The sequence below is a fragment of the Bacillus sp. NPDC060175 genome (assembly GCF_042728695.1).
Classification (GTDB): Bacteria; Bacillota; Bacilli; order Bacillales; family Bacillaceae_G; genus Bacillus_A.
In genome coordinates this window covers 1-22,302 of the sequence record NZ_JBHWYR010000050.1, presented here as the reverse complement: position 1 = coordinate 22,302, position 22,302 = coordinate 1, and the positions used below count along the sequence as shown (strand labels likewise).

The window sequence follows — 22,302 nt, the reverse complement described above, 5'->3', positions numbered from 1 at the left end:
ATTTACAGAATCTTTACACATTCTATACATTCACATTAAAATTCCCTGCATATATTTGATATGCTTAATTAGTAGATAACAATAGAAAAGGTGAATGATATTGAATCAAAATCAAATTGTAACTTTAAACATCTTATTAACAAGCGATATACATGGTACTGTTTATCCAATTCACTACCAAGATAACTCCCAAGCAGACATTGGTTTAGCTAAGATTTCCACTCTTATAAAAAAAGAACGTTCTCAAAACACAAACGTTCTTTTAATTGATAACGGGGACTTCATTCAAGGAACACCATTTACTTATCATTACGCTACATACGAAAAAGATATGGAAAACCCAATGTCCTTATTAGCCAACTACTTAGAGTATGACATTGCAATTATCGGAAATCATGAATTTAATTATGGAATGGATATATTAAATAATGCTGTGGCTACTGCAAATTTCCCTTATCTATCAGCAAACATTTTAGATAAAAACAGAAAAGAACCTTATTTCGGGAAACCATATATAACAAAACATATTGAATCAAATATAAAAATTGCTATTTTAGGGGTGACAACGCATTACATCCCCCATTGGGAACAAGCACATCATATTAAAGATTTACAATTTGAAGATGCATTTGAAACAACAAAAAAATGGGTTTCTTACATCCGTAAACATGAAAAACCAGATTTACTAGTCGTAGCCTATCACGGGGGATTTGAACGCGATTTACAAACCGGGGTACCGACTGAAGTTTTAACAGGTGAAAACCAAGGATATTCAATGTGCCATGAAATTGAAGGCATAGATATTTTACTAACAGGCCACCAACACCGAGAAATCGCTCACACCGTGATTAATGGTGTAACAATTTTACAGACCGGATGCAATGGACACTCAGTTGGAAAAGTAACAGTAACATTCGAAAAAGCAGAACAAAAATGGGTGAAAAAAGAGAGTTATTCAGAGTTATTGCCCGTACAAGGAATTGCGGCAGACCAAGATGTTCTTTCCTTGGTTGCCAATTATGAAGAGAAAACACAAAATTGGCTTGATAAACCTATTGGACTAATCTATGGGGACATGCAAATTTCAGATGCTATGCAAACTCGTTTGCAAGACCATCCTTTTATTGAATTCATAAATAAAATACAGATGGATATAGCTAATGTTTCAATTTCTTGCACAAGTTTGTTCCATAATACATCTCCAGGTTTCCCGAAACATGTAACAATGCGTGACATCGTTTCTAATTATATTTATCCAAATACATTAAAAGTAATTAGAATAACCGGAGCGGATATAAAAGATGCTCTCGAACTCTCTGCTTCTTATTTCACATTAAAAGCAGATGGATCCATCATCGTAACCCCTACCTACATAGAACCAAAGCCGCAACACTATAATTACGATATGTGGGAAGGGATTTCGTACGTATTAAACATTTCAAAACCAATTGGCGAGAGAGTAGAATCTTTACAGTATAAAGGCGCTCCCCTTAATATAAATGAAGAATATGACGTTGTTATGAATAATTATCGCGCAAGTGGCGGAGGGAACTTCTTTATGTTTCAAAATAAGCTAGTAGTAAAAGACATACCAACAGATATGTCTGAACTTATCGCTAACTATATATTGAAGCACAAAAGGATAGAAGCAACAGTCAATCACAACTGGAAAGTTATTAAATAACGAATTTAACAAATAAAAAAAGATGGGCTATGCCCATCTTTTAATTTAATTTTGCATTATCTTGCTTTTTTAAAGCTTTTAATTTCGCCGGTGTAACATCCGTTCCTTCTTCGTTAACGACTTTAATTCCTTTTAATTCGTTTAACATATTTTGACGAAATCCTTTTAAATATTGTTCACGTAGCGATTGGCGCTCACGTTGTTCTTCTTCAGTTAAGCCTTCAGCTTTTGCTTTTTTCGCTAAGAAGTTAATGCGTTCAATGAGTTCTTGACTTGGCATCTCGAATCCCCCTTCTACTCAAAACTGATTATTATCATACAATAGTTAGTCCTCTTTATCAAGCAATTGCTTTGTATATTCTACATACCTTCGATGTACAGTTGCTTTTGAAACATCATGACCAAAACCACGAAGTGTTGCTGCAATTTCTTCAAAAGTTAATTCATTCCGGCGCAAACGTACAATTTCCTCAATTGGCACTTCTTTTTTCTCACGTCCTACGCTTAAATGACGATTTTTCAAATTATTCTCTGGACGAAATCCTTTCTCCACTGCTCTTTGCATGCCACGTTTAATTTTTAAATTGTGGATCTTTCTTTGATACTCTTCAACGATCCCAATTATATTTAGCACCATCGAATCAGAATCTGAAAGCTGTAATTCACCACTATGCGTGTGCGTATAAACTTTTATCCCCTCTTTATGTAAACAATGCATTAACGCAATCTTTGCATTTCCTCTACCAAGACGCGTTTCATCTTGTATAAGTAGTACATCAACTTGTTCATCTCGAATTGTATCTAGCACTTCTAATATGCCATCACGTTCAATTGTATAACCGCTAGCCTGCTCCTCAATTACCTTTGTAACATCCATTTGATAGCGCTCAGCTAAATGCAATAATTCATCTTTTTGACGCAATAATGATGTTTCCTGTTCTTCTTTTGTTGTGCTCACACGTGCATAAATAATTGCATTCATTTTGAACCCTTCTTTCTCACTATATCTTCCTTATAGTGTATCATAAATTTGCCTTTCGTTCGAACTTATGTTTGTAGAATGTTTTTTCGCATGTTATACTTAATAATAAGAAAAATGAAAGAAAACGAGGTGTTAGAAAACATGGAAAAGTTAACGAAACGCCAGCAAGACATTCTCGACTTTATTAAGCTAAAAGTACAAGAAAAAGGATATCCACCTTCCGTACGTGAAATCGGTCAAGCAGTCGGCCTTGCTTCTAGTTCTACAGTGCACGGACATTTATCACGACTAGAAGAAAAAGGATATATTCGACGCGACCCAACAAAACCACGCGCAATTGAAATTTTAGGTGACAACCGAATAGAAACACAGTCAGTTATTCAAGTTCCAATCGTCGGAAAAGTTACTGCCGGTTTACCGATTACAGCAGTCGAAAGTGTAGAAGATCACTTCCCACTTCCAGCAAGTATCGTTGCTGGAGCAGATCAAGTGTTTATGTTACGCATTTCTGGAGATAGCATGATTGAAGCTGGTATCTTTGATGGTGATTTAGTTGTTGTTCGCCAACAACAGTCTGCAAACAACGGTGAAATTGTAGTTGCTTTAACAGAAGATAACGAAGCTACTGTTAAACGTTTCTATAAAGAAAAAGATTATTTCCGTCTACAACCGGAAAACTCTTCACTAGAACCTATTATTTTAAAACAAGTGTCAGTTATCGGAAAAGTAATTGGCGTATATCGTGATTTACATTAAAAATAATAAAAAGAAGATAATTCCCTTATTTATATAGGTAATTATCTTCTTTTTATATTTTGATAGATTTCCGTTCATTCAAAAGAATGCGTTTCAATAGTAACATCTCCAGCAGCAGTTTTACCGCTAATCTTTTTACTACCATTACCAATCTTTATATTTTTATTTTCTTCATTAAAAATTGTCACGTCTCCAGCAGCGGTTTGCCCAGTTATAACTGCATCTTGTGGTTTTTCCAATAAAGTAATATCTACATCTCCAGCAGTTGAACTTGCCTCTAAATCATATTTAGAATCATGATCAATAATATCTATATCCCCACTAGCCGTTTTTGCTGTTACTTTCCCTATTACTTTTTTAAAATTCACCTCACCAGCTTTTGTAGACCCCTCCACACTCTTTGCTGTTACATGTTTCAAATCCACTTCTCCGGCGAGTGTTTCAACACTTACGCGGTCACTTTTCACATTACTTATTTCTATTTGTCCAGCGGATGAATTCACTTTTATCTCTTGATAAGGACGTTCAGGTACTAATATAGTCAATATAGGCGTTTGAAATCCAAAATTGTAAAATGAAAAATCAAATGAAATACCTTTTTCTATTTCCCCTATGACTTTTAATGTGTCACCATCTTCAGCAATACGAATCTCCTGTTTACTTACGTCTCCTGTTTGCTTTACATAAAAAGAGGAATCAGGAGATTTTTGGACAACAATATCTCCAGCATCTAACTTAACTTCCACATTTTTTAGCATTTCGTTTTTAATAACTTCTTCCTTATTTCCTTTCTCTACAGTTTCTACTGCTTTCTTATATGTTTGTGAAATCCCTATTACTCCAATAATGATACAAGCGATAGCTACTAATAATATTTTTTTCATCATCTACTCCCCTTTTATCATTTTGAAGTTCCATACTACATAGCGTACACATAATCTTTTAAACCACTTCGTACTATAATAAGCTACAATACATAACAACAAACCTACTCCAACAAACGTTATACTAACGAAAAGATCCAACCATATAAAAGTACCCATAAATACTTTTACAATAACGAAAAATGGTGTCACTACACTAGCAATACCACCGACCCAAAAGGAAAATATAAAAGCTATAATTGCAATTAATGGGCCTAACACAATAATAAAATTAAACAAACTAAGTCCAACCGCTGCCAGGACAGCTCTTGTTACATTCGAAGTTGATGGATCTTTTTTCATCTCATCAAAGCGATACAAAGCAAGCAAGTCTTTCGCAATTACTTTCGGAGAACCAAGCCCCTTTATTATTTCTGATTCAGTTTTCCCCTCTTCCATCCCAAACTGAAAGTGCTCTTCATAATCAAATAAAATATCTTGTCGCTCTTCTTCTGGTAACTTTCTAAGATGACTTGATAATTCTTTGAGAAACTGTTCTTTACTCATCCCATTCCACCCCTTCAATAATTTCTTGAACACCTTTAGAAAAATCACGCCACTCTGTTACTAATAACGTAAGTTGCGTCTCCCCTTGCTCTGTTAGTTGATAATATTTACGGGGCGGTCCTTCCGTGGATTCTTTTAAATATGTTTGAAAATATTCCTCTTTCGTTAAACGACGTAATAGCGGATATACAGAACCTTCCGATATTAAAAATTTATTTGAAATTTGCTGAACAAGTTCATAACCATAACAATCCTTACGTTTTACAAGCGCCAATACACACAGTTCTAACACACCTTTTTTAAACTGAACGTTCAAGGACAATCCCCCTTTCTTATTTCAGTACTGTTCAATACACGGTACCTGTTATATCCACAATATACCACTTGGTACTATTTATTGCAAGGTACTAAACTATATTTATTCCTAAAATTTAGAAATAGCACAAATAAAAGCCCTAATAAGATCCTGTTGTAGCTGATCATTATTCGGGCTTTTATTCAATTCGAATTACATTCATACACGATTTCATTCACTCTTGCTCCTCTAAGAACCAACTTCCATTTGTGAGCCCAATAAATTTCGAAACACACCTTTTCTCTCTTTAGCCAATTGATTAAATTCACCTTTTTGAACAATTTCACCTTTTCCTAAAACAATAACTTGATCTGCATTACGGATCGTAGATAACCGATGCGCAATAACAACAATAGTCATCGTTCCTTTCAATCTTTCTATTGCTGATTGGATCTTTACCTCATTTTCAGTATCTAATGCACTCGTAGCTTCATCTAATACTAAAATGGATGGTTGTCTTAAAATAGCTCGAGCTAGTACAAGTCGTTGACGTTCACCACCTGAAAGTCTCACTCCGCGATCTCCAATTAGAGTATCAAGCCCTTTTGGAAGTATTCGTACAAATTCAGCTGCCGCCGCAAAATCTAATGCAGTCCAAATTTGTTCTTCACTCGCATTCGGCTCAATCATCAATAAATTTTCTCTTATGCTTGCATTAAATAAGAAAGGATCTTGTGGCACATAACTAATAGCCCGTCTCAATGACAATAATTTTTCACTTGTAAGAGGAGTTCCATCTATTAATACTTGACCTTTCTCTGGTTGAATCAATCCCATTAAAACATCGATTAATGTACTCTTCCCAGCTCCCGAATGTCCCACAATAGCCGTCATACTATTGATTGGTATTTGCACATTAATATTTTGAAGTGCATACAAATGCTCCTTCTTATTATACCGAAAATAAATATCCTTACATTCAATACCCTGTTCTATACAAATCGGCTTTATATTTTTTTGCTGATGTATATCCTGCATTTCAATCGCTTCATTACATTCCTCTTGTAATTCCCATAATGACTTAAAAGCAGGAATACTCGCAGCAAGCTGTTCTAAATTTGACTGAATTGTCATGAATCGTGGCCATAGTCTCGAAAAAATGAGTATGATTAATAGTAATTGGGCCGGTTGAGCTTTAAATATACTTACTGATAATAATATAAAAAATGCAATTAAAATAGCCATTGAAACTTTATAAAACAATTGAGAGTTCGATCTTATTCTCATATACTCCATTTGTTCGTTACTCATCTTTCCTGTTATAGATTGTAACCAATCTAAACGTGATGCTTCCAAAGTATTACTCTTTATATCTTTAATTCCATTAAAATGATCTATTATACCAGAAAGATAGCCTTGTGCCAATTTTGAGGTCTTACCGCCTAGTATTCGTGCTTTTTTTATAAAAACACGAGAAGCTACCAAGAATAATAAGCCAAAGACCAAAACAAATATAGTTATTTGGGGAGATAATAAAAACGCAATCCCCACCTGTATGAATGTAAACAGAATAGCAGCTAACAATTGTAAAATTAAATTAACCCCATAACTTACGCGAGCTAATTCTGTAGTTAATATATTTATTAGATTTGTTTTCCTTTTCTCTAAAAAAAAACTCCACTTCGCTTTTAGAATCATACTATATGTTTCTATTCTTAATTCTCGTACAAAAGCTTGTTGCGTTCTCGCATCCCTTAGCGTTATGTTTCTTTGTAGTAGATTTTGACCTAACACTATTAGTATATATATACCTAAAATAGAAATTAGACTTATTGTTTTAGGGAAATCCTGTAAAAATCTATAGACAGGTGCAATAAAAGCAGTCTCCTCACCTACATTGATTATTCCAGTCATACTTATCATAGGAATTAATAAAATAATACCTATCCCTTCAAGTAAACTTATTAAAACCATACCAAACAAATTCACATACAGAATTTTCCCTGCAGAAGAATATAATTTCTTCATAAAATATATAATATGATTCATCGATGTTCCCCCTATAACAAAGCAAGCTCCTTTGTTTTCCTCCAAAGACATAGAAACGGACGTAAAGGAAAATATAAAAAATGAAGAGATTTAGGTAACGGTAATGTTTTTGCATCAATTGGATAAGGATAAAGTTGGCTCAAAATAAATATAATTTTTTGCTGATTAGACATCAGTGAAAATAAATGTCTACTATGATAAGCAAGTACTTCTTCAGGAACAGGTTCAGAATGCAAGTTTATCATTTTCTCGAAATAAAACAGTGCTTCTTGTGCTAGCTGCTTCGAATGTTTTTTAGCTACTAATTCCGTCATTCTTTCATTTAGTCGTGTACCTAGCAATTGTGATGCCAAAATTAATGCTTGTCCTCCTAAATGAAGTATTTGGTATTTCCTCATTAATTTATGAATCTCATTCCAGTTAAGATCTTGATTGACAATTTTTTTTATGTCTACTAACCAACGTAACCTGGACCAACCATGTCTGGCACCATGAGATACAAGAAATAAAAATAAGTCTTCCTTTCCTAACATATATACCGAATTACTCGTAAGTGTACTTTTTCTCTTTCGCTTCCAAAGCTCTTCAAACCCAGGTTCCTTACCGGGTCCGGGATTTAACCTCCAATGAATTTCAAGTTTGATCCGCCTTGTTGGATGGAAAAATGTTATATGGTGATGCCTCCATTTCCAATCACTTAATATCGTTTGAATATAATCATCTTTTACATACCCCTGCTCTAAAAGTAGTTTTTCTACTTTTTCTAAATTTTGAATAGGAATGAGAACGTCCAAATCGCAGGATGTTCGCAAAGAAATATCTCCATATAAGTCCTGAGATAGTACAGGCCCTTTTAGAAACATCGTACGAATCTCATTTTCATTAAAAAGTTTATTCATTCGTTCCATTTCAGCACTTAAATAAAGCATTTGAAATGTATTATTTTTATATTTTCTATTTAAAGTTTGTACAATATGTGAAGGAATTCGTTCCTCATCTACCTGTTTAAGTTTTTGATAAATCACCGGATAAACACGATGATGCATAGCTTGCTCAAGAAAAACTTCCCAATCAATATCTGCAAACCATTCCCTACTGTAAGTTTGCAGTGTTTCGTCATCTTGTAACTTCAAAATTGCAAAAAGAAATTTCAATTCCTTAGACATGAACTCTACATCAAGATTAAAATCATCCCTCATTTTATTCTCCTTTAATAGTGTCCTCACTTAACCTCTTTGCAAATGATCCAACGACAGTAAACTTCTCCATCCCCTCTGATCCAGTAACATAAAAAGAACCGCTACGTAACCATGCATGCGCAATTAATTCCCCATTATTATCCTTAGCGGTTCCTAAATAAAGAGTACTATCAATATGACGTTTTTCGAGCATTTTCATCCCAGCTATAGCTTTAACAAGGCACTGACTTTCCCAAAAAGTATAACGACTCATAACAGAAATAGCTTCGGACACCTTATTTAGTGTATCCCAGTTTGGCTGAATGTGAGTAAATGATGTTTCGTTCATGTAATCTCCTAAAGAAGATGCAACTTTGGAAAATGTACTACTTTTTAGTACACGTGCCCACCCTAAGAAAATAAAAGCCTCAAAAAGTAAAAATTTTGTTTTTGTGTTCAATGATAAAAATATCCTTAACCTTTTCACAATATTCATTAATCCCTCCCTAACAATTCTCTTAAAGTTATGAATCTACTTATTAGGGTGGTCTTTTATTTGAATTAAACCTTCTTGAAACAAACACTCTAAAAAGGAAAGAACTTGCTCTTCACAATCTTTTCGTTCAATATCATAGTTAGATACTAACATAGTAACAAGCTGATTAATTATTATCGGCTTTTCAATAAGCTCCCATATTTCTCCGCCTATTTCACCTAAGTTATAATAATTTCCTTTTTGGACATTTAACATAACTTTTTCTCCATCCATATCGCTTACTATATTACCTTCACTCTGTACAACATTATGTTCTAATGATATTTTTCGCGAATGAACAACCATCAGCCATACTCCCTTTCTGTATAGTATTTAAAATAACTTGCACAAGCTCATGAGCTGTAAATCTCGAAGCCGGGCGTCTTAATTGAAACATTTCCATTCCACTTGCAATATTAGATGAAGTTTCAAAATGCCATTCCATCAATCCTAATTTAGAAATCAAAGAATTCCTAAAAGTATGTTGGTATAATTTACACAAGCGTGTGAGACCTTCAATACGGGTCATCTCAATATCTTCTCCCTGCGTTTTTACTAATTCAATAACACCAGCAAGAGGTAATGGATCGGGAAAAAATTGAGAATTAACAGGAACAGCATACTTCGTTTCCCTTTCGAACAAAGGGCTAAATTGCTCTTTTTCCATTCCAAACTCATCTAAACTTTCTTTCCATAATTTTTGTTGTGGGTAAGACGGATCAACTATCGGGGTATTCTTACATAAAAGAGACACAGCAACTATATCATCACTTAAAAGTTGATATCCTTTACTCAAAAAAGCCGAGGCTAAAGTTGATTTTCCAGCCCCTGAATCACCAATTAAAGCATATGCTTTTCCATCTATAGCCATTACACTTCCATGCAACGGAAGTACTTTGCGTTGCATCAAAAGTGCACCCATACAAGTCCCCAGAATATATAGTCGTATTTTATTTTCTTCCGCCCCTGGCATAGGTAAAAAAGTAATTTTCTCGCCCGCTTGGACAGAAAATATTGCAGTCTGAGGAACATGAAACATCACTACATCATCTTCCACTACAATTGTTTTTTGCTGTTCTTCGCTATATTTATCCCATCGTTCAGATAAATCCGTTATTTCAATTTGAACATCCGCCATTTCTTTCTTTTCATTCAGCTGAGACAATTCGGGTAATGGGATTTCACTTACTATTTTTAACCCGAAGGCTTTGTATAACACATTCTCCATAGAATTGATCATCCTATTCACCCCACATTGTCAATTTTTTGAAAGCTCTTATATAACAAAGTTATATAAGAGCTTTATTTTCCAGTGACTTAACTATACTTCACCGGATCATCTGGATCAGGTTGAATCGAGTCAGGATATTTATGTCCAGGCCCCGCCATAGTCATATTAATATTAAGTACTTCTAATACAGGTTGTTTCCATTCCTTTTTCATACATATCACCTCCTTTCATATTGATTTTTTTATAAATCGATAGAAGATTAAGCTGCGCATTAAAACTCTAAAATCTAGATCAAATGCATACTCTGGTCGAGGTTCTTTACAGATTTTCGAGATAGCTTTCTTAATTACCTCTACATTTAGAAATTCAGAGATTATTGGATCTACACTAAGTTCTTCAACTTCCTCAATGAATTCATTCCAAAAAGGAGCCATACGGTAAACACCATCTGCACCTTGAACACCCCGAACCCGTTGATTTAATCGTACTTTATCAGGAAGTAAATTTTTTGTGGCTCTCCGGATAAGAGATCGATCTACACCATTTTGAACATACTGTTCTTCCGGGACTGATAAACAAAATTGAACAATCCGTAAGTCATTTGTAGGATCACGATCCCATAAAGCATAACGTAACGATAGTTTCGTTTCATACGTTCCATTTATGCTCCAATAATATGTTTTTTCAAACTGTTCTCTTTTCATGTCATATGCATTTGAGATAGAGGTACCTGTTATATCAATATCCTGTTCTTTGAGTCTATCAAAAACATTCATTTTTTTTGCAAATTCCGGATTGATTATCCTAGGAAAAACATCTTGTTCCTCTGAAGAAAGTAACTGATGCAAAAATGGAAATGCCTTTCTTTTTACCACTTCAAAAACACGTGATTTTTTCACTCCTAGATTTCTACTATATAAATATAGTTCACGATAAAAACGCATCCAATGTAGCTTTTTTAACAACATTGCCTGATAATCTAAAATAGGCCCCCACGATACTGTCCAATTACCTCTTTGACCACTAAGGAGTACCCCTATTCCATGTTGAGATGCTTTTTCATAAACTCCACTCAACCAAAAAGTATTCTCAAAAAATTTATATGGCATCTCCATTGTTTCCAGCCAATCATCAATTTCCGATAGTGGGCTTCTCTCCGGCAGTTCTAAATAATAATCCTGTATATTCCCTACATGCTTTACAGTTGATTGAATAAATGGTCTTTCGTCGGCTATCCTACCTTTGTGTGTCCAATCTACAAATCCTTCTACTGGGACATAACTAAACGTATGTAATTTTTTATTTTCAGCACGTAAATCTTTTGCAGCAAAGCTAACGACAGAACCAGAGTCTAGCCCTCCGCTCAAATGAGCTCCTACTTTGTGATGTGTTCTTAAACGTGCCTTCACTGCACTTTGATACACATCTCGAAATGCCTCTTCATACTCTTCATTTGATTTTAAATTAAGCATTTTCCCAGTAGTTGGTGTATAGTATCGCGAAAAATTAACTTTGCCATTCTTTACCGAAATAGTGTGTGATGGAGGCACCTGTTCTATATATTTATAAACTGTTTGCTGTGAATCTACTGATTCGAAATTTACAGGTATAGCTAAAAATTCAGCAATCCACTGCTCATTCAATTTTTTCTCAACATATGGTAGAGTAAATAACGGATTTATAATAGTGCAAAAAGCAAACTTTTCCTCACCACGATAAAAATAAAGGGTTCGGCTTCCCGAAAAATCTCTGGCTCCAAAAAGGGTTTGTTTTTTCTCATCCCAAATCATAAAGGCAAAATCGCCTACCAAATATTTTGGAGCCGCTTCCCCCCACTTCTGATAAGAGAGTAAAATCAACTCACTATCTGTCATGTTTTTTCTATCTGCATAATCCACTTGTAATTTTTCAAATAACTCATTACGATTATCAATAATAGCATCTGCTGTAATTGCCAGTTGCTTTTCGTAATTATAAAAGGGTAATTGTTCACCAACAGATTCTGGTGTGATCCACTGTGCGTGACATCCTAGAAAAACATTTTCTTTATGCCATATTTGAATATCATCAGCAGGGTACTTTTGTAAATAACTCATTAACTGTGTGCCATGCTGAATCGATATAGTTTCTTCATTAAAATGAATAATACCTGTTATAGCACTCATTTTCCCCACCCCTTATACAACAAGTTACCGCAAAGGTTCTTTTTATTTAATACAACTTTTCTCCCTTGACCGAATTCTTTTTAAAGAACAAAAACATACATTTCAACTCCCAATCAAGCACACACTCTAACTTCCCTATCAAAATAGATATAGATACATTAAAATTATCATCACATTACTTTTTCGTCAATATATCAATGGAAATATACACCAAATAGACAACGTTGATGTTCATTATAATGAACATCAACGTACTTGTTTCTCTGTGAATTATTCCATGTTATATAATATTTATAATAGCCTGAATAACTCTCCGGTGATCCTCATCCATCATATTGGAACCCGATGGAAGACAAACCCCCTGTTCAAATAATCTTTTAGATACATCATTATCTTTCTGATGAGAATAATACTTACTTTCTTTAAAAAGTGGCTGCATATGCAGTGGCTTCCATGTAGGACGCGCTTCAATATTCTCTTCAGCTAAGGTTGTCAATAATTTTTCAATAGAGATACCAGATGCCTTTTCATCAATCATCATTGTTGTAAGCCAGCGATTCGAGTGAGTATTTTCTAATTCCGGCATAAAATAAAATCCCGGTATGTGAGATAACTCTTCATAATACCGATTAAATATACGCCTTCTAGCCCTCACTCTATCTTCTAACACTTCTAATTGCCCTCTCCCAACGCCAGCTAATATATTACTCATTCTATAATTGTAACCTATTTGACTATGCTGGTAATGAGGTGCTGGCTCTCTTGCTTGAGTCGCTAAAAACCTCGCTTTCTCTAATGCTTCCACATCATCAGATACAAGCATTCCACCACCCGAAGTTGTAATGATTTTATTTCCGTTAAATGAATAAACCCCAAACCTCCCGAATGTACCGCTTGCTTTTCCTTTATATGTAGATCCTAGAGATTCTGCTGCATCTTCTATTATAGGAACATTATACTTATTACATAACAAAAGAATCTCATCAATTTTAGCACTTTGTCCATACAAATGAACAACGATAACGGCCTTTGGTAATTCCCCTTCTTTATCCGCATCATGCAATGCATGCTCCAACGCTTGCGGTGACATATTCCATGTATCTCGTTCTGAATCAATAAAAACTGGTGTAGCTCCCAAATAAACAATCGGATTCGCACTCGCTACAAAAGTAAAACTTGAACAAAATACAGTATCTCCCTTTTGAACATCTAATAATTGCAACGCCAAATGAATAGCAGCCGTTCCCGAACTTACTGCAGCTCCACCATTAACTCCTACAAAAGATGCAAGTTCTCTTTCAAATCCATCAACATTTGGTCCAAGAGGAGCAATCCAATTTGTATCAAACGCATTTTGAATATATTTTTGTTCATTCCCACTCATATGTGGTGAAGAAAGATATATTTTATCCTTACTTTTTATCACGATTCTTCATCCCCCTCTTAATTTACTACATTAATAACTTTTGCAGGAATGCCAACAGCAGTACAATTAGATGGAAAATCATTTATGACAACAGAGCCTGCTCCAACGATAGACCACTTACCAATTTTAACACCTGGAATTATAGTAGCTGAGGCACCTATATGAGCCCCCTCTTCTATAGTGATAGAACCTGTAAGTGTAGCATGTGGTGAAATATGAACAAAATCATCAATTATATTATCATGTTCAATTATTGAACCTGTATTGATTATCGTATGGTTACCGATGATAGTATCAGCATTAACAACCACATTCGGCATAATTACCGTTCCGTTTCCTACACGAGCTTGAGGACTTATAATGGCCGTTTTATGAATTAATGTAGCATATATGTCAATCGGTTGATTTAATCTTCTGAAAATTATTTTTCTCACTTTATTATTCCCTATAGCAATAACAAGATTTATATCATTAAAATTTTTAATAATTTCCTGTGCATCTTCAATTGCTCCAAAATATAGATTATCTATAATATTTATACCTGTATACAAATCATCTAAATAACCGACTATTTCATACCCTTCATTTGATAAAATTATATCCTTCACAACCTTACTATGCCCACCACGGCCTATTATCAAAATTTTCATTTCCCCTCCCCCTTTATTTCTATTTTCCCTCCAGTAAACGGCTCCATTGTTACATGTCCAACATGATTTATCCCCTCTGTTTTAAGTACTTTTGTTATTGTAAGTACAATTATTTTCAAATCTAATAAAAAAGAACGCTTCTCTACATACCATACATCTAATTCAAACTTTTCTTCCCAAGTAATCGAATTCCTTCCATTTATTTGTGCCCATCCCGTAATTCCTGGTTTTACATTATGCCTTTTAGCCTGTTTACTAGAATATAGGGGTAAGTATTCCATCAATAATGGTCGTGGTCCTACTAAACTTAAATCGCCCCTTACAACATTTATAAGCTGTGGTAACTCATCAAAACTATATTTTCTAAGGACTTCCCCAAAAATAGTCAGCCTATTTTGATCTGGAAGTAATTCCCCATTACTATCCCTCTTATCCAACATAGTTCGAAACTTATAAAGATTAAACGGTTTTCCATGTAGTCCTGGACGCTGTTGTCTAAATAGTATAGGGGACCCTAATTTCAGCCTAACTAAGATTGCTACTACAAGAATAGGAAGCAAACATACAAATAATAATAATAAAGAAATACATACATCAAAAATTCTTTTCATGTACTATCCTCCTTACTTACTTATTTATTTACATTTAATACTCCTAACGCTAATTAACTCTTAAAACTTTATATACAATTAAACAAAACAAGGGGTAACTAAATTTAGTTATCCCTTGTTTTGTTTAATTATACCAATCCATCATTACTATTATTCCCTATTCTGCTATCCTACCAAATAATTTAAACACAGCTAACTCACTTAAATATTCCCATTCTGCACTACTGTCTACTTGTGAAGGTTCTGCTACTCCATTAGTGCTCATCACTTTACACTTATAAACTTTACCGTTAACATTTACAACATCATTCATTTTATATACTATATCCTTTTCCCAAATTGTATTATTAGCATTCCCTTCATTTAGACAAATCCAACCTATATACCCTCCAGCAACTGGATTCGAATTTTTAATTATTTGTCCGACTCTGAAGAATCCCCCAGTCGGTTCAGTTACACTATAAAAATACGGATCAAAGACACCATTAATATAATTATCTTTCTTAATGTGCTCATCCCTTAACTTTATAACTACTGTGTCCACAATATTATCTTTAAAGATTAAAGTAATTGAAGACGAAATCTGATTTGCATTTACGCCTATCATACTCTTATTTGACCTAAATATATTATTTTCTATTAACATATACTCACTTGTAAACGTTTCATTCCAAAAGTTAATTATACTATCTGTCGATTCCGAATTAGGGTATTCAAATACATTATTAATAAATTCTATTCTCCCTCCAATGTCCCAGAAAAAGAATGCCGAGCCCCATCTTCCCCCTCTAAAAGTACTATTTTTTACTTTTAGCATGGCTACCGTTTGAGAAGATTCAACTATAAACAGATTATAAGCATCCCAACTAAATGAGCATCCATTAAACTCATATTCTGCTTGAGGAGTTTTTGTAGCAAATGATATTGTACCGCTGTTCTCAAAATTACATCCTGTATATACTCCTGGTGGTAAATTTGCAATGATTCCTTGCGGATGTTTCGTATCTATAAAAGAAACATTACTTAATCTCCATCCATTTTTCACACCAGGTGATACACCTGTCAAACTTGTACCCTCCACAGCGCTTCCTTTAATAACACAATCCGATATAGTTTGTGGTTCTGTTGAGAAACCAATTATTGAACCTAACTGTGAAAATGAATGAAATAAATCTTGATCACTAAAAAATTCACACTGGTTGACTTGAATGCAATATGCTTTATCTCTTCCCATTACCAACGCGCTATTATGGAAAATACAGTTACCAATAAGCGCTTCTTTATCTCCTTGATCTATTATGACTCGAGTAGCATACACTTGATTATTCACAAAAGTTACTTCCCCACCTAAAACACAACTTACTTCTCTTAAGTGATTATGATTTATGATAACTTTCTCTACATTCTGGCCTACTACTAATGAATTATTCATTAATTTATTTTGAATGATATTAATGTATCTACCACCAACTACGACAATGTTATATCCCTGATTATCATATATATTATTACGTTCAATGTTTATATATTGATTTAACCGATATCCATCTTCAATATCTATTGCTCCTTGAGGTGCCGTACCTTTCATTTGATAGATTTCACAATCTCTAATGTGAATATATTTTGCTCCAGATACACTTATTCCAAGCCTTCTACAATGATGTATTCTACATCTTTCAACAAATATATTTCTAGCAAACTCTGGAATTCTAACGGTTATTTTACAACCATCTTTCGAAGGTACCGTACTTTGATGAAGGACAATTTTCGCATAATCTGCGCCTTGCGGAACATTCACTTCTTCGAAAAACATTATCCTTTTCGTAGCAGCTACAAAAGTATTATCAGCCTTATAAAATAACACATCATATAATTCTGTATTAATTTCCGAACCAATTCCACCATACCCATCGCCATATAATCCGAAATATCCCCATTTTGTAATGCTCTCATGATGCAAATCTATTTTTATGCTCGATCTAATTTTATTAGTATCTACTATTGGTGTACCATCGACATCACTGATACCACCCACTTCAAATGTACCAGCAAAATCATATTCTCCAATTTGTCCCCATGTACTTTCCATCGCTATACCGTCGCCAGTACAATTTAAGATTTCCATATTATCTATCGAAATATAACTAATATTACTCCCCTCAATAGGAGTCGTATTTCCTACTTCAATTCCATATCCCCATTCATGCGTATGAGGAATCGTTGTATAATCGTGTGTATCTTTATCACCTTCAATCCTTCCATTTGTAATCCGAGAAAACTTTTGATTTCTTTGATATCTTACGATTGCATATTTAACTAATCCATTATCTCTTATTTTCAAAGTTGCTCCACCTAAATTTAAGGTCATAAAACTTTGTGGTTCAATTGGTGTATTCTCATCAATTAAATATATTCCCATAGGTAAAACAACTTCTATAAACCCTTGTTGAGATGCCCATAATAATGCATTATTAATCCCTTTAGAAGTATTATCAGCGTCCGTTCCATCATTTTTAACATTCCATCTCTCTAACTCAAGAAAATAAGTCCCTGAAACCAAATTAACAGATTCTGTTTCTCCAATCAGTGATTTATTTGACTTAAGGTTATAGAGTCCCCCTAATGTATTATCTTTGATTTTCCTCACTAAACTCTCAAATTTATTCTCTGTTGAAACTTTAATATTTCCTTTTTTCGTCCCAATAAATAACTCACAGGTATCTATACAAAAACAAAATTCTCCCTCGCTTAGCACAGGAAGATTCCCTTTCAAAACACATGTCACTTGAAATTTTGCCATGGTATATATAACCTCCATCTAAGATATAAGTTGACCTCTATTTAAAAAATCTCAACTCACATCCATACATGGGGATAAATATTTTATATTCCGCTTAAATACGTATCCCTTTAATAGAATACTATGCATTATATAAATATTATGTTAGGGCTAATTCTTCACGTTTTCTAATTAAAAACAATATAATATCTATACTTATTTTTTCACCTAAGCAACATCCCGTCCCTTTTTAAATTTTGATAACATCATACTAAAGATGTTCCTTATATATTTAAATTCTGTACTTTTATAAAAAACTAAAACGTATATTACATTTGGTACTAATAAGCAAATTACACCCTTTCCGACTAACGAAATAAAAGTACCTCCTTCTATAAAATAATTACATATACTCGTAGTAATGAAACCTGTAACTATAGTTAAAAATATATAAAATACATATGTTTTAAAATAATTCAAAACCGATTTCTTAAAAAGATTTTTATATACAATATAAGGCTGAATCCAAAGTACAGTAGCAATTGTACTTATCGCCGTGCCTATGAATATACCTACCAATCCAAAAATTTTAACTAATACAATGGATAAACTTAAATTGATTAACGCTTCAACTAACGGAATATACTTATCTTGTACAAATAATCCCGCTTTATTTTTAAAAATAGCTATCGCCGTCCGCATCCCTGTTAAATAAAAATTTATTAGTATCACTACAAAAACTATGTTATTTAATAAATACTTCTTATCAAGCCACCACCCTATAAATGGCTCTAACAGATTAAATAAAAATATGGTACAAAAAGAAAAGATCCAAAAATTTACTAGATAAGTCACTTTAAATATGGAATAATTTTTGTCATTATTCTCAGTTGCAATTAAATTTCCTACACTTGCTTCAATACCATTTAATATAGGATTTACTAAGGCGGATAATTGATTTATTATCATTGTATAGTTCGAATATATCCCGACCGTAGCAAGACCTAAAAAAGAAGAAATCAATATATTATCCGTGCCAAATACAATATATCCTCCAATATTATGCAAAAACATCGCCTTTACATTTATAATTAGATTTTCTTTCGTATCTTTATCTATAGAATACTTCTTTTTTGTGTTTATATAAGGATAGTTCTTATTCACGATCCTACCATTTACCACATTTTGAACTGTATATATGCTCAATTCTATAATTAAATACAATATATAATTTTGTGTATGAAGAAGTATGAATATTTTGAACAAAGTAGTTAGCACTTGGAATATGAGATCCATCCTAGCTAATATATATCCCCTTTGATCCGCATTTATTAAAGACCTCTTATGAGCATTTAAATATGTGACTACATTTTTTGCTACAAATATTGAATAGATTATCGCGACATTTGATATAGACTCCCCATCTTTCATTAAATAGCTTAAAAACGGATATATCATAGCACTTATCGCTAGAATAATTATTGCCAAAATCTGATAGATTTTTTTATATAATTGAACAAGGGCTATAACTTTATGCTGATTATTTTCTGCCAAAGGTTTGTACAAATTGTATACTATACTTGCTCCTATACCAGCCTCAATTAACGCTAACATGGATAAAACATTAATTAATAAACCATCTATTCCCAAATACTCTATTCCTAAACTATCTAAAAAAACTTTCCTCGATATAAATCCCAGAATAACAATAACTATTTGAGAAAATATACTTATTGATATGTTCTTGATTGAATGCATCGTTCGCATGATTAATCCCCTTCATCAACTATATCTCTTCGAAAAATTCAAAATAATCAAATTATATTACCCTGGCAATAATTTCACTCTCATACTTTAAGTCACTAATTGCATTCACATTAGTTCCATTATCTACTTCACCAATATACTTATTTTTTATAGGCTGTTTTTCTGTTACTTTCTTCAAAAACCATTCATATTCTACATCGATATGACCAATATCTAAAGTTTGATATCCATAAGAAGATAAATCATACGCTAATACCGTAGCTGTTGGACCTAGTGCAATTAATATTAATTTAGATTTTTTTTGGTTCTTTGCTATCTCTAAAATTTCTCTATACTTCGCAAAAGCATTTTTCGATGGGCATATTATCCTATCAATTGTTTTAACATTTTTAAAAAGATCGTTTCCTACCCCTAATCTACTTTGCACCCCTTCAATAACAATTACTTCTCTATCATCCCAAACATCTTTTATTTTATCAAAGCGAATTCCAGCCATACTCTTATCTTGATGGTCTATATATAACCTTGTAACTAATGCATCATAATATTCTTTATTCATACTTATACTCTTATAAATTCTGCTACGATTTAACTCTAAATATCTTTTCCAATATACTCTTGATTTTTCAGTGCACCAATTTAAATCTTTAAAAATATTCGGAATACAAACTAAATGCCCCACCTTATTACTCTTAATAATTTCATCCAGTCTATCCTTTAATTCTTTTGAATACGGCTGAAAGATTAAACTTTCTCCATTTATAAGAGCGAATTCACCATCACCAAATCTACTTACTGAACAATTATTACCTATAATATAGTCAAGCGTTTCATCAAGAGTTTTCACTGTTGGAGGCTGCCTTTTCACGGTAATCATCCTGTTATATTGAATGGTTACCTTATTCTTCGTTCCAATATATAAATAATATAACTTTAACAATGACTTCTTCATACCTGTCCCCTTTTTGCAAAATTGTTTATTAAAAATTTATACAATAATGGATGCAGCTTAGTCGCAAACAATAAGAACTTTACACTTTTCCCATACTCTTTTAAACTCATCGTTTTATAAAAATAATTATTCAATATACCAATAACCTTATAATATTTAACCTTATGTTCATTAAACCTTCCGCTCATTGATATTAAATTTAAAACTACCATCGAACAATTTCCTAGTTTTAATATAACTAAGCTATATAACTCCTTATAATATCGCTCCATAAATTTACACATTTCATCATAAATTAAGACGGAGTCAATTTTAAGCTCTTTTACAGCCCGATCCATCATGCTATTATCACGCTTTATATAATGATATTTAGGTTCTCCTATGAAACATACTTTTTTACACTTATGAATGACTTTATACGTAAATGCTGTATCTTCATATGACATACCTACTGGAAATTTAATATCCTCCAATAAATTTCTTTTAAATAGTTTAGTCCAAACGACTTCATCATACAATTTCCCTTCTAACATCGTCTTCATTGCAGTATTTCTATCGTGAATAATAAATGGATGGTTACTTGAAGTTACAATTCTATTACTGTAATGGATTTGACTACTACAAATAGCTATATCACATCCTTGTTCAACACACATACCATATAATAATTCATACATATCTGGTTCTATCCAATCATCACTATCCACAAACCCTATATAATCTCCCTTTGCATTTTCTAATCCGGCATTTCTCGCAGAAGATAATCCACCGTTCTCTTTATGAATTACTTTAATCCGCATATCTTTATCTGCATATCTATCACATATTTCTCCGCAAGTATCAGGAGAACCGTCATCAACAAGTATTAATTCAAAATCTTCAAACGTTTGCGCCAATATAGAATCAATACATTTATGAATGTATCGTTCAACCTTGTATACCGGTACTATAATACTAATTTTAGGATTCATAATTGACTCCCTTCATTTAAATTCATCCAAAAACTCTATCAATATTTTCTATATTATTTAATTCTTCCGTCAACAAATTCGTCGTTATTTTTTTACGTATTATCTTTTGATCTAAAAGATACTTAATTTTGTTATACAAATCTTCCTCATTCCATTCGACGATAAAACCATTATGCCCATTTTTTATTTGTTCATATGCTCCAGTAAAATTAGTTGTTACAATAGGTTTTTTTAAACATTTTGCCTCAGCTAAGGTGAGACAATATCCTTCATGTCTAGAAGTTTGAACATATATATCTGATTGATTTACATATGGATACGGATTTTTTGCTGATCCTAATAATAGAAAATCCTGTTTCAAATTATACTTACCTATTAACGTCTCATAATACGCTCTATTTTCCCCTTCCCCGATACAGTACCACCTTACATCGTATCCGTCTTTACGTAAAATTGATAAAACTTTAATTGCAAGGTCTTGACCTTTTTCTTTTGAAAGTCTACCTACTGTTACTATCTTCATACCTTTATATCCATTATCAAATTCTATTTTTTCTTTTGCCATTTCGTTTATTAAATCCGGAAGTACAATATTAAAAAAGACACTTGTCTTACTTTTAACTATAGGAAACTTCTCTATTAAATGTTTTTGCGCTTCTTTAGAAACTACAAATATATTATCTAGCTCATCGTATAATTTTTCATATAATTTGGTATTAATTTGATGTTGAAAAACATCAAAATGTACCCAAGAAATCTTCTTTTCTGAAGTTACTTTATTTACTACATAATAATCAATTATGTCTGTAGGTCCTTGATATGCTATTGCAATATCATATTT

The 22,302-nt window shown here is 33.0% G+C and carries 22 protein-coding genes; 2 read left to right on the top strand and 20 right to left on the bottom strand.

Annotation, left to right across the window (positions count from 1 at the left end):
* The first annotated feature begins 100 nt into the window (after positions 1-100).
* A complete protein-coding gene (locus ACFWDE_RS21600; RefSeq protein ID WP_377894597.1) occupies positions 101-1,684 on the top strand; it encodes a bifunctional metallophosphatase/5'-nucleotidase in 1,584 nt (527 codons plus the stop codon).
* 40 nt (positions 1,685-1,724) lie between these two features.
* On the opposite strand, the gene ACFWDE_RS21595 is transcribed toward ACFWDE_RS21600, so the two are convergent.
* Positions 1,725-1,964: a DUF896 domain-containing protein gene (locus ACFWDE_RS21595; RefSeq protein ID WP_002014431.1), complete on the bottom strand. Its 240-nt coding sequence runs from the start codon at positions 1,962-1,964 to the stop codon at positions 1,725-1,727.
* A gap of 45 nt (positions 1,965-2,009) precedes the next feature.
* On the bottom strand, positions 2,010-2,666 hold the full coding sequence (locus tag ACFWDE_RS21590) for a YneB family resolvase-like protein (RefSeq protein WP_002128580.1): 657 nt from the start codon (positions 2,664-2,666) through the stop codon (positions 2,010-2,012).
* A 141-nt stretch (positions 2,667-2,807) separates the two neighbouring features.
* Between ACFWDE_RS21590 and lexA the strand changes: the two genes are divergently transcribed.
* Positions 2,808-3,422: a transcriptional repressor LexA gene (lexA, locus tag ACFWDE_RS21585; RefSeq protein ID WP_002111215.1), complete on the top strand. Its 615-nt coding sequence runs from the start codon at positions 2,808-2,810 to the stop codon at positions 3,420-3,422.
* 74 nt (positions 3,423-3,496) lie between these two features.
* Here lexA and ACFWDE_RS21580 read toward each other — a convergent pair whose 3' ends face one another.
* The 18 genes from ACFWDE_RS21580 to ACFWDE_RS21495 all read right to left on the bottom strand — a co-directional run.
* The gene (locus ACFWDE_RS21580) at positions 3,497-4,309 is read right to left on the bottom strand and encodes a DUF4097 family beta strand repeat-containing protein (RefSeq protein WP_377894596.1); all 813 of its coding nucleotides are present in this window, start codon (positions 4,307-4,309) and stop codon (positions 3,497-3,499) included.
* The gene (locus ACFWDE_RS21575) at positions 4,310-4,852 is read right to left on the bottom strand and encodes a DUF1700 domain-containing protein (RefSeq protein ID WP_002111217.1); all 543 of its coding nucleotides are present in this window, start codon (positions 4,850-4,852) and stop codon (positions 4,310-4,312) included. It lies immediately after the preceding gene.
* Positions 4,845-5,168: a PadR family transcriptional regulator gene (locus ACFWDE_RS21570; RefSeq protein WP_283751018.1), complete on the bottom strand. Its 324-nt coding sequence runs from the start codon at positions 5,166-5,168 to the stop codon at positions 4,845-4,847. The genes ACFWDE_RS21575 and ACFWDE_RS21570 overlap by 8 nt, the downstream gene beginning before the upstream one ends.
* A 228-nt stretch (positions 5,169-5,396) precedes the next feature.
* Positions 5,397-7,196, bottom strand: coding sequence for an ABC transporter ATP-binding protein (locus ACFWDE_RS21565; protein WP_377894594.1), 1,800 nt, complete (start codon positions 7,194-7,196; stop codon positions 5,397-5,399).
* An 11-nt stretch (positions 7,197-7,207) separates the two neighbouring features.
* A complete protein-coding gene (locus tag ACFWDE_RS21560) occupies positions 7,208-8,395 on the bottom strand; it encodes a nucleotidyltransferase domain-containing protein (protein ID WP_377894592.1) in 1,188 nt (395 codons plus the stop codon).
* A gap of 1 nt (position 8,396) precedes the next feature.
* Positions 8,397-8,870: a lasso peptide biosynthesis B2 protein gene (locus ACFWDE_RS21555; protein ID WP_377894590.1), complete on the bottom strand. Its 474-nt coding sequence runs from the start codon at positions 8,868-8,870 to the stop codon at positions 8,397-8,399.
* A 36-nt stretch (positions 8,871-8,906) separates the two neighbouring features.
* Entirely contained in the window at positions 8,907-9,215 is a 309-nt protein-coding gene (locus tag ACFWDE_RS21550) for a lasso peptide biosynthesis PqqD family chaperone (protein WP_002111222.1), read from the bottom strand.
* Positions 9,178-10,149: an aldolase gene (locus tag ACFWDE_RS21545; protein ID WP_377894588.1), complete on the bottom strand. Its 972-nt coding sequence runs from the start codon at positions 10,147-10,149 to the stop codon at positions 9,178-9,180. Before ACFWDE_RS21545 ends, ACFWDE_RS21550 begins: the two co-directional genes overlap by 38 nt.
* A 77-nt stretch (positions 10,150-10,226) precedes the next feature.
* Complete coding sequence (locus tag ACFWDE_RS21540) at positions 10,227-10,352, bottom strand: paeninodin family lasso peptide (protein ID WP_002087908.1); 126 nt, start codon at positions 10,350-10,352, stop codon at positions 10,227-10,229.
* Between the two features lie 15 nt (positions 10,353-10,367).
* Positions 10,368-12,305: a lasso peptide isopeptide bond-forming cyclase gene (locus ACFWDE_RS21535; protein WP_377894586.1), complete on the bottom strand. Its 1,938-nt coding sequence runs from the start codon at positions 12,303-12,305 to the stop codon at positions 10,368-10,370.
* 280 nt (positions 12,306-12,585) lie between these two features.
* The gene (locus tag ACFWDE_RS21530; protein ID WP_377894617.1) at positions 12,586-13,689 is read right to left on the bottom strand and encodes an aminotransferase class I/II-fold pyridoxal phosphate-dependent enzyme; all 1,104 of its coding nucleotides are present in this window, start codon (positions 13,687-13,689) and stop codon (positions 12,586-12,588) included.
* Positions 13,690-13,748: 59 nt separating this feature from the next.
* Entirely contained in the window at positions 13,749-14,381 is a 633-nt protein-coding gene (locus ACFWDE_RS21525) for an acetyltransferase (RefSeq protein WP_377894585.1), read from the bottom strand.
* Positions 14,378-14,992, bottom strand: a complete 615-nt coding sequence (locus tag ACFWDE_RS21520; RefSeq protein WP_377894584.1) for a sugar transferase — start codon at positions 14,990-14,992, stop codon at positions 14,378-14,380. The genes ACFWDE_RS21525 and ACFWDE_RS21520 overlap by 4 nt, the downstream gene beginning before the upstream one ends.
* 157 nt (positions 14,993-15,149) lie before the next feature.
* A complete protein-coding gene (locus ACFWDE_RS21515) occupies positions 15,150-17,792 on the bottom strand; it encodes a right-handed parallel beta-helix repeat-containing protein (protein ID WP_377894582.1) in 2,643 nt (880 codons plus the stop codon).
* A 207-nt stretch (positions 17,793-17,999) separates the two neighbouring features.
* Positions 18,000-19,538 (bottom strand): lipopolysaccharide biosynthesis protein, encoded by a 1,539-nt coding sequence (locus tag ACFWDE_RS21510; RefSeq protein ID WP_377894581.1) that lies wholly within the window; start codon positions 19,536-19,538, stop codon positions 18,000-18,002.
* 52 nt (positions 19,539-19,590) lie between these two features.
* Positions 19,591-20,490, bottom strand: a complete 900-nt coding sequence (locus ACFWDE_RS21505; RefSeq protein WP_377894579.1) for an SP_1767 family glycosyltransferase — start codon at positions 20,488-20,490, stop codon at positions 19,591-19,593.
* Positions 20,487-21,461, bottom strand: coding sequence for a glycosyltransferase family 2 protein (locus ACFWDE_RS21500; RefSeq protein ID WP_377894577.1), 975 nt, complete (start codon positions 21,459-21,461; stop codon positions 20,487-20,489). Before ACFWDE_RS21500 ends, ACFWDE_RS21505 begins: the two co-directional genes overlap by 4 nt.
* A 22-nt stretch (positions 21,462-21,483) precedes the next feature.
* A partial coding sequence (locus tag ACFWDE_RS21495) for a glycosyltransferase (RefSeq protein ID WP_377894576.1) occupies positions 21,484-22,302 on the bottom strand: 819 nt, incomplete at its 5' end.